Origin of the sequence: Labrys methylaminiphilus subsp. lupini (assembly GCF_051161885.1) — a bacterium.
GTDB lineage: Bacteria > Pseudomonadota > Alphaproteobacteria > Rhizobiales > Labraceae > Labrys.
In genome coordinates, this window is sequence record NZ_JBMDIH010000001.1 from 4,965,494 (window position 1) to 4,981,629 (window position 16,136).

Here is a 16,136-nt window from a genome sequence, read left to right on the forward strand (position 1 = left end):
ATGAAGGGAAGGAATCCAGTGCCGTCGGGCTCTTCGTTTATGGGCCTCTGGATTGCTTCCCTTCGTTCGCAATGACGAAATTTCGAATCCGAAACCGGAATGCAACTGCCCCCTACTTGCTCGCGCCGTCGAATTTGTGAATCTCCAATGCGTCGAGATCGATGGCCGGCACGCAGCGCAGATTGATCGCCACCATGGCAACCCCGTCGGGCCGTGTTGCCCTGGCAAAGGCCTGCGTGCCGCAGGTCTCGCAGAACTGATGTTCGATACGGTGCTTGTTGAACTGGTAGGTCCTGAGCCTGGCCGGGTCGGCGGAGATGGTCACCGCTTCTACCGGCAGGAAGGCCAGGAGCGAGCCCTTCCGGCGGCAATAGGAGCAATTGCAGCTCACCGCGCTGCTCGGCGCGTCGGCCTCGGCTTTGAAGGAGACGGCGCCGCAATGGCAACTACCCTCGAAGCTCATTTCTCGTCCTCCCGGAATGGATATCTTTGCTGTGCCGAGCATAGTCCGAGGTGAAGGATTCGGGCATCCCGTCCGGGCAATGGGGAAGACTATTTCCTTTTGTTCGCGCAAGGCCTTGGCAGACATCAAAACCATACACACTCTATATTCTGAGTGAAGTGCTCGACCGAGTTGCCCGAACCCGGCTTGCCGTTTCATGGGAGATATTCATGGCCCGCCAATTGCGGCTCGGCGCCTTCATGCGCCCGGCAAGCATTCATACCGGAGCCTGGCGCTATCCCGGCGCCTGGCCCGATGCCAATTTCAACTTCGCCCATCTCAAGCACCTGGCCCAGCGGCTCGAAAGCGCCCGCTTCGATGCCTTTTTCATGGCCGATCATCTCGCCGTGCTCAACATGCCGGTGGAGGCGCTCAAGCGCAGCCATACAGTGACCTCGTTCGAGCCCTTCACCCTGTTGTCGGCGCTAGCCGCCGTCACCGAACATATCGGCCTGGTGGCCACGGCCTCCACCACTTTCGATGCCCCCTACCATGTCGCGCGGCGCTTTGCCTCGCTCGATCATCTCAGCGGTGGCCGGGCAGGCTGGAATATCGTCACCACCTCCAATCCCGACGCGGCCCTGAATTTCGGCCTCGACGAGCATGTCGAACATGACGAGCGCTACCACCGGGCACGCGAATTCTACGATGTGGTGACCGGGCTCTGGGACAGTTGGGCCGACGATGCCTTCAGCCGCGACGCGGAAAGCGGCATCTATTTCGATCCTGCCCGCCTGCATGTGCTCGGCCACAAGGGCGAGCATCTGTCCGTGCGTGGGCCGCTGAACATCGCCCGCCCGGTGCAGGGCTGGCCCGTGATCGTGCAGGCGGGCTCATCGGAGCCGGGCCGCCAACTCGCGGCCGAGACGGCTGAGGCGGTGTTCACTGCGCCGCCCAATCTGGCGGAGGGGCGTCGCTTCTACGCCGACGTCAAGGGTCGGATGGCAAAGCTCGGCCGCGACAGGGACCATATGAAGATCCTGCCGGCCGCCTTCGTGGTGGTCGGCGACAGCGTGGAAGAGGCCAGGGCCAAGCGCGCCAGGCTCGACAGCCTGGTGCATTACGACAGCGCCGTCGCCTCGCTCTCCATCGCCCTTGGCTACGATGTCTCGGGCTTCGATCCCGATGGCAGGCTGCCCCCCATTCCCGAGACCAATGCCAGCAAGAGCGGCCGCGAGCGGGTGCTGCAGCTGGCCGAAAGCGAAGGTCTTACGGTGCGTCAGCTTGCCCAGCGCCTCGGTGGCTATGCCGGCCTGGCCTTCGTCGGCACCCCCGGCAGCATTGCCGATGAAATGGCGGAATGGCTCGATAGCGAAGGTTCGGACGGCTTCAACGTGATGTTTCCCTATCTGCCCGGCGGCCTCGACGATTTCGTCAACAAGGTCGTGCCGGTGCTCCAGGAGCGCGGCCTGTTCCGGCGCGACTATGAGGGGCGGACGCTGCGCGAAAATCTCGGCCTGCCGCGGCCGGAGAACCAGTTCTTCAAGTAGGGGGAAGCTTCCCTCGAAGTGAACCGGCTTCATTGCCGTTTTTAAGGCGGGCGCCACCAGCCTTCCCCACTTCGTGGAGAGGGCCGGTGGCGTCAGGTCCTGCCTGGCCTTACACCATTGAGAAGCTGTCGGGATCCGGGCCGATCTTGCCCTTGGCATCGTCGAGCTTCTCGATGGCGGCAATGTCTTCCGGCGCCAGCTTGAAGTCGAAGACCTGGAAGTTCTCGACGATGCGGGCCGGCGTCACCGATTTGGGGATGACGACGTTGCCGATGTCGAGATGCCAGCGCAGGATCACCTGGGCGGCGCTCTTGCCGTATTTCCTGCCGATGGCCGTCAGCGCCGGATCGCTCAGCAGCGTGCCCTGGCCGAGCGGGCTCCAGGCCTCCGTGGCGATGCCTTCCTTGGCGTGATAAGCGCGTAGCGCCTTCTGCTGGAAGCGCGGATGCAGCTCGACCTGGTTGATCGCCGGGACCACGCCGGTTTCCGCCTTCAGGCGCTCGAGATGGGCGATCTGGAAGTTGGAGACGCCGATGGAGGCGACAAGGCCCTCCTCGCGCAGCTTGATCAGGGCCTTCCAGCTCTCGACATAGAGATCGCGCGAGGGCACCGGCCAATGGATGAGATAGAGGTCGATCTTCTCCAGACGCAATTTCTTCAGGCTGGCTTCGAAGGCGCGCAGGGCCGTGTCATAGCCCTGATCGCCGTTCCACAGCTTGGTGGTGACATAGATGTCCTTGACGGGAACGCTGGAGGCGGCGAGCGCATCACCCACGCCCTCTTCATTGCCGTAGATGGCGGCGGTGTCGATCGAGCGGTAGCCCGCCTCGATCGCCGCCGTCACCGCGGCATTCGCGCCCTCGTTCGGCACCTGCCAGACGCCGAAGCCGAGCTGCGGGATTTCCTTGCCGTCATTGAAACGGATGGTCGGACTCATGGGGGATCTTTCCTGAAATCTGCTGAAGGAAAAAGCGATGAAGGAAAACGGCGATCCGATCCCTGAGGGCACGGATCGTCGGAGGGAAGGGATGCAGCCGCCAGGACTGCGTCTTTCATCTATGGTCTTACCGGCGAAGCGCAACCTTCCGCCCTACTGAAAACCGGCGATCCCATGCGGAACATAGGGGGCTTCGAGCGCCGCGATCTCCTCGGCCGTCAGGGTCAGGCCCAGAGCCGCGATGGCGTCGGTCAGGTGATGCGGTTTGGAGGCGCCGACGATCGGGGTCGTCACGCCGCTTTTCTGTGCCACCCAGGCGAGGGCCACCTGTGCCCGCGGCACGCCGCGCGCCTTGGCGATGGCGGCCACCGCCTCGATGACCTTGCGGTCGGCTTCCTGCGTGGCGTCGTAGAGCGCCGTGCCGACATTGTCGCTTTCCTGGCGCTCGCTGCTTTCGTTCCAGTCTCGCGTCAGCCGGCCGCGGGCGAGCGGGCTCCAGGGCAGCACGGCAATGCCCTGGTCGCGGCACAGCGGCAGCATCTCGCGCTCCTCTTCCCGATAGAGCAGGTTGAGATGGTCCTGCATGCTGACGAATTCGGTCCAGCCATGGAGGCGGGAGGTGTAGAGCGCCTTGGTGAACTGCCAGGCATGCATGGAGGAGGCTCCGATATAGCGGGCCTTGCCGGCCTTCACCACATCATGCAGGGCCTCCAGCGTCTCCTCGATCGGGGTCTGTTCATCCCAGCGATGGATCTGGTAGAGATCGACATAGTCCGTGCCGAGGCGCCGGAGGCTGTTGTCGATCTCCGCAAGGATGGCGCGGCGCGACAGGCCTGCGCCATTGGGGCCGGGACGCTGGCGGAAGAAGACCTTGGTCGCCAGCACGATGTCCTCGCGCCGTGAAAATTCCTTGATGGCTCGGCCGACGATTTCCTCGGAGGTACCGTCCGAATAGGAGTTGGCGGTGTCGAGAAAGTTGATGCCGGCCTCGATGGCCTGGCGGATCAGGGGGCGGCTCCGGTCCTCGGGCAGGGTCCAGGCGTGGTTGCCGCGATCGGGAACGCCATAGGTCATGCAGCCAAGGCACAGGCGCGACACCTCAAGGCCCGTCGAGCCGAGCTTGATGTAATCCATGGATGAAACTCCTTGCTGAAAAATGGTTTCGGACGCGGCGCCATCTGAAAGACGACGCGAGCCTACTAATCCCGCTGTTCGATGGATTGAGTCGATTGTGAATCGGCCGGAGCCCGAAGTCCAGGCTTCAAGCGAGGCAGGATGGCTCGCCGGCGTTCACGGAGCTGTGAGATAGTTCGCGATGGCCCTTTACCTTACAACTCGAACTCGATGCCTTCCTTGCCCGCTGCGGGGAAGACGCAATCATAATGCCAGCGTGTCTTCAATTCCTCATCATCCCATTGCTCCGTATTGGGCTGACGAAAATTGAAGATCAGCGTCTTCTGGCGTTCGGGATCGTGCGTAAGGATGCGGGCGATGGTTTCCGCATCCGGATGATCATGGCGGCTGCCGTCGGTCGAGAAGGCAAAACGGGTGCAGTCGATCAGGCTGAGCAGCGCCGGCGAGGTATTGGCCTTGCTGCCGTGATGGGAGACTTTCAGGCAGTCGAGCTTCAACGGATTGGCCGCGCTATGGCCGAGCCGCTCGAGGGCAGCCTCGATGACGTCGGCATGGGAGTCCGCTGCCATCAACACGCGCCTTTGGTCGAACTCTGCGATAAAGGCGATGCTGGTGCCATTGGGCCTGGTGCTGTCGCCACTGTATTGGCGCGCAGCCAGCACCTCGACATTGAGGCCGCCGAGTATCTCGCGCCCTTCGACCTCGGCCTGCTCTACCGGATCCTTGTCTTCCTTGCGCAGATGGGCCTCGGCCAGTGCGCTCTCCCAGGTTGGCAGCAGCCTGGTGAGCTGGTGGTCCGTGGGGGAGAGCAGGGTGAGTTCCAGTCCACCGGCGAACGGCAAGGGCGCTGCCGCCTCCGGGCTGCCCGTGGAGACGATGCGGGAAGCGAATTGGCTGTTCCACGGCCAGTCGCTGGCCTCGATGCCGATCGTAACTTTCTCGGCCTGGTCGACGCCAAGCGTCTCGAAGTCGCGGAGCCGCTCCCTGGCGTCGACGAGTTGGGCGTAGGCGTTGAACCAGACATTGCAGGCCGTGAAGGGAAGCATCGTCTCCCCGAACAGTGGCACCGCTCCTTCGATGTGGTCGGCATCGATATGACTGATGGCAAAGAGCTCAAAGCTGCCGATCGCCTGCAGCAGCGGCTTCAGCGCCCGATAATTCTTGGTGCGCCCGAGATCGATCAAAGCGCGGTGAAGCGTGCCCTCCTCGCCCCAACTCAACATCAGCGCGTCGCCCTCGGAGGCCGGATGCATGGCGAGCTTGAAAACCGGCATGGCGTACTCCTCAATCGCCGAGGCGGATCACGGTGAAGGCCTGGGCGGAATCGACGCGGTTGGCGAAGGCGCGGGCTGTGCGGCGCGGGGCTTCGAGCACCTTTTCGTCCGGCAGGCTTTCGAGCCCGCGGGCCAGCCAGTCAGCCGACAACGAATAGAGCGGGGCGCCACGCGAAAAGCCTTCCAGCAGATGGGTCTTGGCCTGCTCGAACTGCCCGGCACTGCGTGCCCGCATCAGCAGACGGCGGCCGAGAATGATGGGCCCGTCGGGGATGAGCGGAAACCAGTTGACGAGATTGGCGAGCCAGGGATCCCAGCGCCGTTCGAGGTCCGGCGAGGAGGCCGAAACGGCAATCAGCGCCGCTGCCAGCGCCGCGATCGGATCGGCGAGCTTGTCCTGCATCGCATCGATCACGGCCTGCTGCAGCCCGCCGGCCAGGAGGCGGCTGCCGGCCTCGACGTCGCGCGCCGCCAGGAAACCGATCAGGCCGCTCCAGATGGGGTTTTCGGCGATGATGGTGGCCGCGCTTCTTTCGCGCGGCGCCAGCCTGTCGATGAGGACGTAGGGGTTCCACCGCCCTGCAATGCTTGGCACCACGGCGAGGTCGCGGCGAGGGCCGGTCTCGATCGCCACGAACACCGGACGATCATGGGCGCCCTTTTCGAAGGGCGCGAAGCGGTGGGCCTCGGCATCGGCCAGGCCTAGCTGCACGAACCGTCCGTCATCGTTCTCTATCGCTGCGGTGAGGTGCGGATCGGCAAGGGCATGCAGGCCGAGTGCACAATCGACATGGCCGGCGATGGTGGCGACCACCGGTATCACAGCCGGAGGGGCGGGCAGAGGAAAGTCGGCCTGCCAACGGGGCGGAGCCTGAAGGTTGATATCCGCCGGCGGACGAGGCCGCAGGCCTTCCAAGCCCGGCGCCGGGGCGGGAGGAGAAGGGGGCGGCACGGCACCGGTTGCGGTCGCCGTTCCCAGCCATTCATGCGGCGAAGCCGGCATGGCGAAGCGCACTTCCAGCACCTCGTCCTTGTCCACCGTGACGTTCTGGACCTCCACCCGGCCGTCGGGCGTGCGCAACGTGACGACATGCTCGCCAGGCCGGACATCCACCGGTGTGGCGCCGCCGATGGCGACGACGACCTGCTTGGGGTTCTTCTTCGGATCATCAGCCCTGACAATCTCGGCTATGGCACCGGCAGCGATCGCCACGGGCCCGGAAAGGCCGATGAGAAGCTGCGCGGCGGGGCCGAAGCTGCGCCCGGGATCGAGTTTTTCCACCACTGCCGTGGTCGGTGTGGCGCTGCGCTTGACTTCCAGGAAGACGGCAGGTGCCCGGGCCTTGCCCTTGGCCCCCCCGATATCTGCGCCGAAACGGCGGACGGAGACATTGATGGCGGTGGCTTCCGGGTATTTCAGGAGCTGGAAGGGGGGCCTTCCAGCTGCGCCCTCGAAGGCCGTTTCGCCACCGGGGGTGGCGGTGACGATGAAATCGCTCTCAGGCCAATTTTCGGGCTGGGCCATCGAGATATAGACCGGGATTTCCGCCCGCTCGCCGGCGAAGGTGATCTCGAAGGTACCGGCGATGCGCCCGCCGGGCGTCTGCGGCTTCTCATCCGGCTGGCGGTGCAGCTCGAGCAGCCGGCTGATGCTGTCCACCATCGGGCCGGGACGCACCGGCCAGTCCTCGTCGGCCGGGTCGCCGGCGACGCCGCCGAGAGCGCTGAGCAGCGCGTCGGCAAACAAGGTGGTGTTGTTGACGCGCCCTCCTGCGGTTTCTCCGAGTGCGGTGGCGGCGATCACCCATTGCTTGCTCGGCTCGTCATGTCCCCTGTTCTCACGGGTCAGGGCAATCAGCTTGCTGCCGAAGGGCTCGTTCCAGGGCAGAGAGAGGTCCGTTGCCGAACGGCAGCAATCGAACAGCAGAAGCTGGGAGACAGCCTTGGCGTTCTCCAGCGCGGACATGAATTGCTCGACCTCCGACATGCCGGCGGTCCGGTCGAGTTCGTCCATCCCGTAATCTTCGAAGAGGAAGGCGGTGCGGGAGAGGAGGCTCTCGCCATGGCTCGCGACATAGAGGATGGCGAGATTGTCCTTGTGGCTGTTGATGCGCCGGACCCAGGCGCGTACGGCTTCGCGCGCCAGAGCGAAGGTCGCGCGCGGCACCGGCCCGTCGGCATAGGTCGCCTGGGGCTGCGCCGTGGTGGCCGGCTCGGAAAGCAGGATGGCGAGGCTGCCGAGCGGGCAAGCCTCGTTGCGAAAGCCCGGCGCCTCGCCGACAAACCAATCCGCCAGGACGCGAGCCGAAATGGTGGTGGAGGTCAGCGGCTTCTTGAAACGCGGCGACTGGTAGGCGCCGACCCCGATGATCAGTGCATGGGTGGCGGGACCGGCCGCCAGCGTGTCGTCGCGGTAGACCAGTCCGGAGCCTCTGTCAGGATGATCGCCGGGCAGCATCATGGCGCTAGACCGGGAAGCCGGGCAGGGGATAGGCAGTCGGTGCCGGCTCGGTCGGCGTGACATAGCTGCGCAGGGCAACGTCCATCATCAGCCAGCCCCAATTGATGAGCCGGCTCTGCTCCTCTTCGTCGAAGGGATTGAGGCGGGTGCGCATTTGGGCCAACCGTGTCACCATCGCGGGATCGGGCTTAAGCTTCTGTGGCGCCGGATATTTCGAGGCGACACTGTCGATGGCGCTGAAGGCGACCACGCGCCCGGCCGCCTTGGCTTCGGCGAAGAGCAGGCGCTTGCGCAGGCCACGTGCCTGGTCGGTGGCGATGTCTAGGGCGCGCAGGGCCTGCTGGGGCCAGAAGGCGTGAGCGGATTCCTCGGTGCCGAAGGGGGCGCCGGCATCGCTGACGATCACGGTAGCGAAATCGTCCACCGTCTCCAGGCCGAGGTTGTCATAGGCGCCGCCATCGGTCAGGGAAAGCCTGCGGTTGTAGTCGGGGTCGCCGAAATGGCTCGTGCCGGTGGCGTTCACCCAGCGTGCGGGATCGACCTTGATCTCCACCGGCGAAAGCACGGGCGGAAAGGCGCTCGAGGCGGCGACGGCCACCGCCAGCCGGATGTCGGGTTTGGGGATGATGCCGACGGCATAATCGGCCAGCCTGACCTTTTGCAGGCGCACGAGCCGGCCGGTCTGCAGATTGGTGGCGTTGAAGACGAATTGCGGGCTGTCCGGCAGATCCTGCAGGCTGATGCCCTCGAAGAGATCGTCATAGGTGTCCGCGAGAACATCCCCGATGCTCTTGCCGGGCAGGAACGCTCCAAACCCCACTGCTTTGGTATCGACCGAGCGGGTGCAGAATTCGCGCAGCGGTGCGATCACCTTGGCGTCGAGATCGGTGGCGATGCCGTTCTGGAATTTCAGCTGCTTCCAGGCGGCCGCCAGCATGCCCGAGGTGATCGAGCCGCCCGACACGCTGGAGATGCGGCTGATCCTGGCGAGCAGGCCAAGCTGGTTGAGCCGGATCAGGGCGCCACAATGATAGAGCGTGGCGCGAAAGCCGCCGCCCGACAGGGCCAGCGCCGGCGTATTGCGGTCCACCGTGCGGTCTTCGATTCCGCCGTCCTGTACCATCGCCAATCCCCCATGCCGGATCTGCGGGCGAAGTGTTCGACTGGAGGCGTGAGTCGGGCGTTATTCCTGGTTCCGAAGACGCCGAGCTACACGGAAAGTTCTGAGGTGCTTTCTGGGAGCGCGAGCATCCTGCTGGCGCTCCCAGAAAGGGGCACTGTCTATGCGGGGCAGTATTCTTCCAGCGTCAAGGCAGGCGAATGATCAACGCGCCCGTTCGTCGAACATCACCAGTGCGGCCGCGCCGACCAGGCCGGCATTGTCGCCGAGGGCGGCCTTCACCACCGGCACGTCGCGGAAGGAGGGCAAGGCGGTGGTCCGGATGATCTGGTGGATCTTCTCCGTCATCAGGTCGAAGCCATGCGCGACGCCGCCGCCCATCACCACTTTTTCGGGGCTGTAGAGATGGATGAGGCTGGCGAAGCCCTCGCCGAGAAAAGCGGCTTCCTCGTCGAGGAGCGCGAGGGCGGTCGCATCGCCCTGGCGGGCGGCCTCGACCACGCTGCCGGCGGCCGGTGCCGGCACGCGGGCGAGCAGGCTGCCGGGATGGGCGACAGCCGCCTCGCGTGCCCGCCGATCGAGCGCCGTACCGGCCGCGAAGGCCTCGAAGCAGCCGACGGCGCCGCAACTGCAGCGCGGGCCATCCTTGGCCACGCGGAAATGGCCGACATGGGCCGTCATGCCACGCCTGCCATGCAGCAGGCGGCCGTCGCTGACCACGCCGCCGCCGATGCCGGTGGAGACGGTGACATAGAGGAGGTGGTCGAGCCCGCGGCCGGCGCCGAAGCGCCACTCGCCGTAGCAGGCGGCGATGGCATCGCCTTCCACCACCACCGGCCGGCCCAGGGTGGCGGCAAGCTGGTCGCGCAGGGGAAAATCTTCCCAGCCGGGCAAGGTCGGGACATGGATGAAGGTGCCGGTGAGGCTGTCGAGCGGCCCGGGGGCGCAGACGCCGATACCGGAGAGCGAGGCGAGGCTCTCGTCGTCAGTCACTTCTTCGATGAGGCTGCGGAATTGCGCCATCACGGCGGCCGGACCGCCGGCTACATCCGTGCGGGTGGCGGCGCGCCGCAGCACGGTGCCGGTATCATCAACGAGGGCGGCGCGCACCTGCGTGCCGCCAAGGTCGATGCCGATGGCGCGCCGATACACGGTCAGGGCTCCCGCTGCAGGCCGTGGACCCAGGCGATGCGGGCGGCCAGATCTGGTGCGCCGAAGGCCAGCGACCCCATCACGATGGTCTCGGCGCCGGCAAGACGCAGATTGGGCACGGTATGCTCGCGATTGCCACCATCGGAGGCGAGGATGATGCGGTGCCCGGCCTTCTGGGCGATCAGCTTGCGGGCTTCGCGCAGGCGCGCCAGAGCTGAATCGTCGAGGCCAACGCCCTTGATGCCGATCAGGGTGCCGAGCAGGGTCAGCATGTCCAGGCGGTCGAGGAAGGGCTCCGCCGCCGCCACCGGCGTGTGGAGCTGCAGCACCATGCCGGTGGCAAGGCCGAGATCGCGGATGCGGGCGAGGGCGGCATCGGCATTGGCGTTCTCGGCATGGATGCTGATCAGATCGGCGCCGGCTTCGGCGAACTGGTCGATCTGGTCGAGAAGGATATCGTCCGTCGTCATCAGATGGACGTGAATGGGCTTGGCGGTCACCTTGCGCACGGCCGCAGTCAGGTCCGGAAAATAGAGCAGTGCCGGCGAGAAATGGCCGTCGGCGACATCGACATGGAAGATGTCGACATGCGGCTCGACCCGGGCGATATCGTCGGCGAGACGGCCGAGATCGGCGGACCACAGCGAAAATTCGGCGAGCAGGCGGTCGGCGGGCAGGGCCTGGAGCCAGCCGGAAGCGGGTTTCATGCGGGGTTCTCCGATAGGAATTGTGCCAGAGCAGCGCGGAAATCCTGGACGTAGCGCGGCTTGTCCAGCGCCTTGGGGGTGATGCGGGCGAGCCGGGCGCCGGGAATGAGTGCGGCGAGTGTCTCGGCATGGCCGAGAGGGTGGATGGCGTCGGCCTCGGTGCCGATGAGGAGCGTCGGAATCCTCAGGGCAGCGATATCGGCGCGGGAGACGCCGGGTCCGTCCGCCGAAATGCGGGCGAGCAGCGCCGCGGTGACGGCCTGGGGCTCCCGCGAGAAGAAGCCGCGCAGCGAGGCGAGATTGTCCGGAGCAGCGGCGGCAAGATCGCGCGCCGTACCGGAAGCCTCGAACCGGGCCCGCGCTTCCGCGGGGCCATAACCGGCGAGCAGCGCGCCGACCAGGGCATTGGGCTCCATGTTGGTGGGACCCGCTTCGGCAATCCAGGCTGGGCGCGCCAGCACCAGCGCCCGCACCAGGTCCGGCCTGACAATGGCAAGACGCAGCGCGATCGCCGCGCCCATCGAAATGCCCCCGAGGACGACGGGGCCGAGCGCGAGATTGTCGAGCCAGCTCGCCAGGTCGTCGGCGAAGGTCTGAAGCGAAAAACACTCGCTGTCGCCGGCCTCGGAGCCGCCATGGCCGCGGCATTCGAGCGTGAGGCAGCGGGCCGGCAGATCGAAGGGAAAGACTTCGGCCGGTTGGCCGGCATCCCCGCACAGGCCGTGCTGGAAGACCGCCGGAAGGCCGCTGCCGCGATCATGCACGGCGAGGCTGAGGCCATGGCGCGGGAAGACGCTCATGTCAGCTGCTCCGCGGTGCGGCTTTCCTTCTCCCCTTACGGGAGAAGGTGGCACGAAGTGCCGGATGAGGAGGGGCACTACGCTGGCCGAGCAGGGTGAGACCCCCCATCCGCTTGCCGGCACCTGAGGCTCTTCCATGGGAAGTGCCAGGTCGCGCAAGGGGAGAAGGAGATCTCGCGCGGTGTTCGGCGTTTGTTGTCATGCTACCTCCGCCAGCTTCCGGCCGAGGAATGCGGCGACTTCTGCCGCCTCCCCGGCAGCAAGTCCGTGGGTGACCAAAGGGCCGCCGAAGCCGATCCGAGCCAGTCCGGCGAGATAATGGTCGTAGTCGAGCACGCCCTTGCCGGCCGTGGTGAAACCGCCGGCGGCATCCCTGTCCTTGGCATGGGCCATGACGATGCGGTCGGCCAGGAGGTCGATGGCTTCGGAGACCAGGCGCTGCTGGTCGGCGAGCGAAGCGACCTCGAAGAGATTGGCCGGGTCGAGGATGATCTTCAGCCGGGGGCTGGCCATCTCGTCGATGATCGCTCGGGCCTTGGCGGCCGAATCGATGACATTGGCCAATTCCGGCTCGATGCCGAGATCGACATCGTGTCGTTCGGCGATGTCGAGTGCCGTCTCCAGGCTGGCGGCGAGGTCGCGCCAGGCTTCCGGCGAGGCGTTGTCGGGATGGCCGCGCCACTGGTCGTCCGGATCGCGCGTGCCGGTGCAGAGCGTCAGGAGGCGGGTGCCCATGTTGTGGGCCGCGCCGGCGATGATTTCAAGGCTGTCATGGCCGCGCCAGCGCAGCGCCGGATCGGGGTGGATCATGTTGTAGGTGGCGGAGACGGCCGCGACGTCGAGATTCTGGTCGAGGGCGGCAGCACGCACCGCCTCGGCGACGCCGTCGGGGATGGCCGCCGGCATTGAGGGCAGGCCCGAGCAGGCCATGTTGTATTGCGCCGCGCCGTAGCCTGCCGCGCGGGCGGCCGCCATCACCGTTCCCGGTTCGCTGCCGGGGAAGGTCTTGGCAAAGATGCCGAGCCGCATCACAGCTCTCCCTTGACGTCATCGAGCCGCACGGCGCGGCCCTCACGGACGGATTGGGCGATGGCGATCATCGCCCGTACCGAAGCGACGCCATCCTGGATGTCGGCGCCGCGCATCGGCGCGCCCTTGAGGATGACGTCGGCGAAGCCCTCGAGCTGGCGACGGTAGAAATGGCCGTCCGCGCCGAGGACGCGCGTGGTGGCGCCGTCCTTTTCGCGGAAGATATCGACGTCGCTGCTCTTGTAGTACCAGGGGTTATAGGTCTTGCCGAGCACGCTGCCATGCTCGCCATAGATCTGGAAGCCCTCGTGCCAGTCCATGCGCACGGCCACGGTGAGGTCGAGATGGCCGAGCGTGCCATTGGCGAAAGCGAGGTCGACGAACCAGCAGCGCGCGCCGAAGCGCTCGGAGAAGCGGGCCTCGACCTCGACGATCTCCCCGCCGAAATAGCGGGCCGTGTCGACGAGATGGCTGCCATGGGCAAGCATGTAATAGCGCTGGAGGTCGGCCTTGGGGTCGCCGGCCGGCCTGCGCGCCTGCCTGCTGGTGACGATCAGCGGCTGCACGGCATCCGTCATCGGGTAGCGATGGGTTGAATCGCAATACCAGGCCTTGAGGGCCAGCATCTCACCCATTTCCGTGTCGATGAAGGCCTTGGCAGCTTCGAGCCCGGCATCGAAGCGCTTCATATGGCCGATCTGCAGCACCTTGCCGCTGGCAGCCACGGCGGTGCGCAAGGTCTCCACTTCCTCGATGCCGATGCCGACAGGCTTTTCGCTGAGCACGTGCTTGCCCGCTTCCAGAGCGGCGATCGAGGCCGGCACGTGGAAGGCGTCTGAGGTCGCCACGATAACCGCATCGAGCTCGGGATCGGCCAGCATGGCGGCGTAGTCCGAAAAGGTCTTCTCGGGCTTGTGTGTCCAGGACATGCGCTCCAGCAGGTCAGGCGCGATGTCGCAGATGGCGTAGAGATCGGCATTGCGCGCCTTGGTGCAGCTTTCGAAATGCGCGGCCTGCGCGATCGGGCCGCAGCCCAGCACACCGACCTTGAGGCGGCGATCTTCCTTCTTCGGCATGGCGGGATTCCTGCGGGTTTCTATAATTTGTTTATTATCTAAACAAATAGGATGTGCAAGGCCTTTGCTGCTATCATTGCCGTTGACTTGAGGTAGAAAGCGCTCCGATTTGTCATAGCCGGGTTTGCCCCCACCGGATGAGTTGTTCGCTGCAGATCCAGAAGCCACTCAAATAACCGGGAGCGAAGCTGGGAAGACGCCTCTTCCCGGGATCGCAGGGTCAAGCCCGGCAATGATAAAGGCCGTGCAAACTCGAAGACGCTTAACTCGACGGCCTTGGGACAAGGCGTGTTTCAGCGAATATCCTCTTTTTGCTCTAACTGTCTGTATCGGTGCGTCTTTGTGTATCCAGGTGATTCGGCCGAATCGCAAAGCCATTCCAGAGATTCGGGCAGAGGCGACATCATGGCTGACCAGACCTTCGCGCGTTATGTGAACGAGCGGCGCATCCTCACCCAATTGCGCCTGCAGGGGGCGATGCCCCGGGCCGAACTTGCCCGCCGCCTCGGCCTGACCCCCGCTACCATCACCAACCTGGTCGAGAACCTCACGGCCAGCTCCCTCCTGGTCGAACGGCGGGCCTCCCGTGAGGAGAGCGCGCGCCGGGATGTCGGCCGGCCGGGCGTCGACATCGCCCTCAATCCGAGCGGTGGCTACTTTCTCGGGGCCGAGATCGGCGTCGGTGTGGTGCGCTTTGCCCTGATCGATCTGGCGCTCGGGGTGGTCGACAGCCGCACGGCGCGCCTGGCTCATCCTGTCGGCCCGGACGCGGCTGTTGATGCCATCGCCACTTATGCCCGCGGCCTGACGCAGCCGCTGCGCTCGATTGGCATCACCGTGCCCGGCTTGGTGCGTTCGGACGGCTATGTCGTGCATCTGCCCATGCTGGGCTGGAAGGACCTCAATCTGAAGGCATTGGCCGAGAAGGCGCTTAGTGCGCCTGTTTTCGTCGAGAACAATGCCCATGCCGCCGCCTTCGGGGAAGTCTATACCCAGCCCGGGCTGCAGGCCGATGCCATTGTCTATCTCAAGCTCGGAGCCGGGTGCGGCGGGGCAGCCATCGTCAACGGGCGCCTCGTCCGTGGGGCTGAGGGCACCGGCAACGAGTTCGGCCATATCCGCATCCGCGAAGCGGGGCCGCGCTGCTCCTGCGGGCAGCAGGGCTGCCTGGAGAGCTTCGTCAACATCGCTGCGCTCGATCGCTTCTATCGGCCGGGGCAGGGCTTCGGCGTCGATTCTCTTTCCGCCTTGCCGGCGATGGTGGCGGCCGCCGCCCATGCCGGCGACAGCGGCGCCGGCGCGGCCATGGACGAACTCGCCAGCCACCTCATCATCGGTCTGACCTCGCTCGCCAACATCTTCAATCCATCGACGATCGTACTCGGTGGCGCCATGCGTCCTGTGCTCGCCGCCCGCCTCGACCGGCTGTCGCAAGCCGTCGGTGCCGGCATCGTGCCGGGGATGACGAAGCCGCAGATCCGTCTTTCGACCCTGGGCGAGATGGAATGCGCCATCGGCGCCGCCACCATTGCCCACCATCAGGATTTCGACGTCTCCAACATCGAGATCGGCAATTGATGCCAGGACTCGTTGGCCAAGGGGCGTTGGCAATGACACCTGGCGTGAGATCCGAGGTCAGGACGCCTCCTCGTCGACCTGCACCTGTGCCACCTGCTGCGTGCCGTTGATCGCCGTCGCGCCATAGAAGCCGAGCGCCGAGGCGGCGACGCAGAGCACCACGGACACACCGACATTGATCAGGGCGCGCAGGGGCATGTTCATGTGCAGGAGTTCGAAGGTCTGCAGGCTGAAGGACGAGAAGGTGGTGAAGCCGCCGCAGATGCCGACCATGAAGAACAGCCGCCACAGATCCGGCAGGGGTGCGCGGCCATTGGCAAGGGTCAGCGTGCCGAAGAAGGTGATGGCAAAGGAGCCGGCGATGTTGATGAGGATGGTCGCCCAGGGCAGGTTTTCGCTATAGGGCGCCATCCACAAGCCGATCCAATAGCGCCCCACGGAGCCGATGGCTCCGCCGATGGCGATCATGACGGTGTTGGCGAGCACGGGTGACATGGATGCTCCGAAGACAAGTGGGAAGAGATGAAGGCCGCGGCTGCGAATGGGTTGTCCAGTCAGGATAGGCGGGGCTCAAGCCCCCACCAATCCGAAATCCCGGCAGTGCTTTAAGGCTCATGGAGGAATCAGCCCCAGACGCCAGGCGATGGCAAGTCCGATCAGGCCGAGAAGGGCCAGCATGAGCCAGATACGAAGCAGGAGAAAGGATATCGGCCGTCCCGGTCGCGAAGGGCGCATGGCATACCTCCAGAGAGATTGCAGCGGCACTTCGACGAAAGCGGGAGACGGGGACAACCTCCTACCGGCGCGAAGCACCTGGTAGGAGTCATCAGCCTTGCGGCGGTTTGGGGGGACTCCATCCCCATAACGATAGCCCAC

General features: G+C 65.4%; 15 protein-coding genes and 1 riboswitch. Of the genes, 2 read left to right on the forward strand and 13 right to left on the reverse strand.

Annotated features, from left to right (window positions below; translation table 11 throughout):
* Positions 1 to 112: 112 nt before the first annotated feature.
* A complete protein-coding gene (locus ACN6KF_RS23300; RefSeq protein ID WP_434959134.1) occupies positions 113 to 463 on the reverse strand; it encodes a GFA family protein in 351 nt (116 codons plus the stop codon).
* A 209-nt stretch (positions 464 to 672) separates the two neighbouring features.
* Between ACN6KF_RS23300 and ACN6KF_RS23305 the strand changes: the two genes are divergently transcribed.
* Complete coding sequence (locus ACN6KF_RS23305; RefSeq protein WP_434959135.1) at positions 673 to 1,992, forward strand: LLM class flavin-dependent oxidoreductase; 1,320 nt, start codon at positions 673 to 675, stop codon at positions 1,990 to 1,992.
* 109 nt (positions 1,993 to 2,101) lie between these two features.
* Here the strand turns inward: ACN6KF_RS23305 and ACN6KF_RS23310 are convergent, their stop codons facing one another.
* From ACN6KF_RS23310 to ACN6KF_RS23355, 10 genes are all read right to left on the reverse strand, one after another.
* Entirely contained in the window at positions 2,102 to 2,929 is an 828-nt protein-coding gene (locus ACN6KF_RS23310; protein WP_434959136.1) for an aldo/keto reductase, read from the reverse strand.
* A gap of 153 nt (positions 2,930 to 3,082) precedes the next feature.
* Entirely contained in the window at positions 3,083 to 4,063 is a 981-nt protein-coding gene (locus ACN6KF_RS23315) for an aldo/keto reductase (protein WP_434959137.1), read from the reverse strand.
* A 194-nt stretch (positions 4,064 to 4,257) separates the two neighbouring features.
* Positions 4,258 to 5,337, reverse strand: coding sequence for a ComEC/Rec2 family competence protein (locus tag ACN6KF_RS23320; RefSeq protein ID WP_434959138.1), 1,080 nt, complete (start codon positions 5,335 to 5,337; stop codon positions 4,258 to 4,260).
* Positions 5,338 to 5,347: 10 nt separating this feature from the next.
* Positions 5,348 to 7,798, reverse strand: a complete 2,451-nt coding sequence (locus ACN6KF_RS23325) for a caspase family protein (RefSeq protein WP_434959139.1) — start codon at positions 7,796 to 7,798, stop codon at positions 5,348 to 5,350.
* Between the two features lie 4 nt (positions 7,799 to 7,802).
* Entirely contained in the window at positions 7,803 to 8,921 is a 1,119-nt protein-coding gene (locus tag ACN6KF_RS23330; RefSeq protein ID WP_434959140.1) for a patatin-like phospholipase family protein, read from the reverse strand.
* 201 nt (positions 8,922 to 9,122) lie between these two features.
* A complete protein-coding gene (locus ACN6KF_RS23335; RefSeq protein WP_434959141.1) occupies positions 9,123 to 10,070 on the reverse strand; it encodes an ROK family protein in 948 nt (315 codons plus the stop codon).
* A gap of 2 nt (positions 10,071 to 10,072) precedes the next feature.
* Complete coding sequence (locus tag ACN6KF_RS23340; RefSeq protein WP_434959142.1) at positions 10,073 to 10,777, reverse strand: ribulose-phosphate 3-epimerase; 705 nt, start codon at positions 10,775 to 10,777, stop codon at positions 10,073 to 10,075.
* Positions 10,774 to 11,577 carry an alpha/beta fold hydrolase gene (locus ACN6KF_RS23345; RefSeq protein WP_434959143.1) on the reverse strand — a complete coding sequence of 268 codons (804 nt, stop codon included), beginning with the start codon at positions 11,575 to 11,577 and terminating at the stop codon, positions 10,774 to 10,776. The genes ACN6KF_RS23340 and ACN6KF_RS23345 overlap by 4 nt, the downstream gene beginning before the upstream one ends.
* A 198-nt stretch (positions 11,578 to 11,775) precedes the next feature.
* A complete protein-coding gene (locus ACN6KF_RS23350) occupies positions 11,776 to 12,606 on the reverse strand; it encodes a sugar phosphate isomerase/epimerase family protein (protein WP_434959144.1) in 831 nt (276 codons plus the stop codon).
* On the reverse strand, positions 12,606 to 13,682 hold the full coding sequence (locus tag ACN6KF_RS23355; RefSeq protein ID WP_434959145.1) for a Gfo/Idh/MocA family protein: 1,077 nt from the start codon (positions 13,680 to 13,682) through the stop codon (positions 12,606 to 12,608). Before ACN6KF_RS23355 ends, ACN6KF_RS23350 begins: the two co-directional genes overlap by 1 nt.
* Positions 13,683 to 14,087: 405 nt before the next feature.
* Between ACN6KF_RS23355 and ACN6KF_RS23360 the strand changes: the two genes are divergently transcribed.
* The gene (locus tag ACN6KF_RS23360; RefSeq protein ID WP_434959146.1) at positions 14,088 to 15,260 is read left to right on the forward strand and encodes an ROK family protein; all 1,173 of its coding nucleotides are present in this window, start codon (positions 14,088 to 14,090) and stop codon (positions 15,258 to 15,260) included.
* 57 nt (positions 15,261 to 15,317) lie between these two features.
* On the opposite strand, the gene crcB is transcribed toward ACN6KF_RS23360, so the two are convergent.
* A complete protein-coding gene (gene crcB / locus ACN6KF_RS23365) occupies positions 15,318 to 15,755 on the reverse strand; it encodes a fluoride efflux transporter CrcB (RefSeq protein WP_434959147.1) in 438 nt (145 codons plus the stop codon).
* A 117-nt stretch (positions 15,756 to 15,872) separates the two neighbouring features.
* Positions 15,873 to 15,995, reverse strand: a complete 123-nt coding sequence (locus ACN6KF_RS23370; protein WP_434959148.1) for a hypothetical protein — start codon at positions 15,993 to 15,995, stop codon at positions 15,873 to 15,875.
* A 75-nt stretch (positions 15,996 to 16,070) separates the two neighbouring features.
* A riboswitch (Fluoride riboswitch) is annotated at positions 16,071 to 16,130 on the reverse strand.
* Positions 16,131 to 16,136 lie beyond the last annotated feature (6 nt).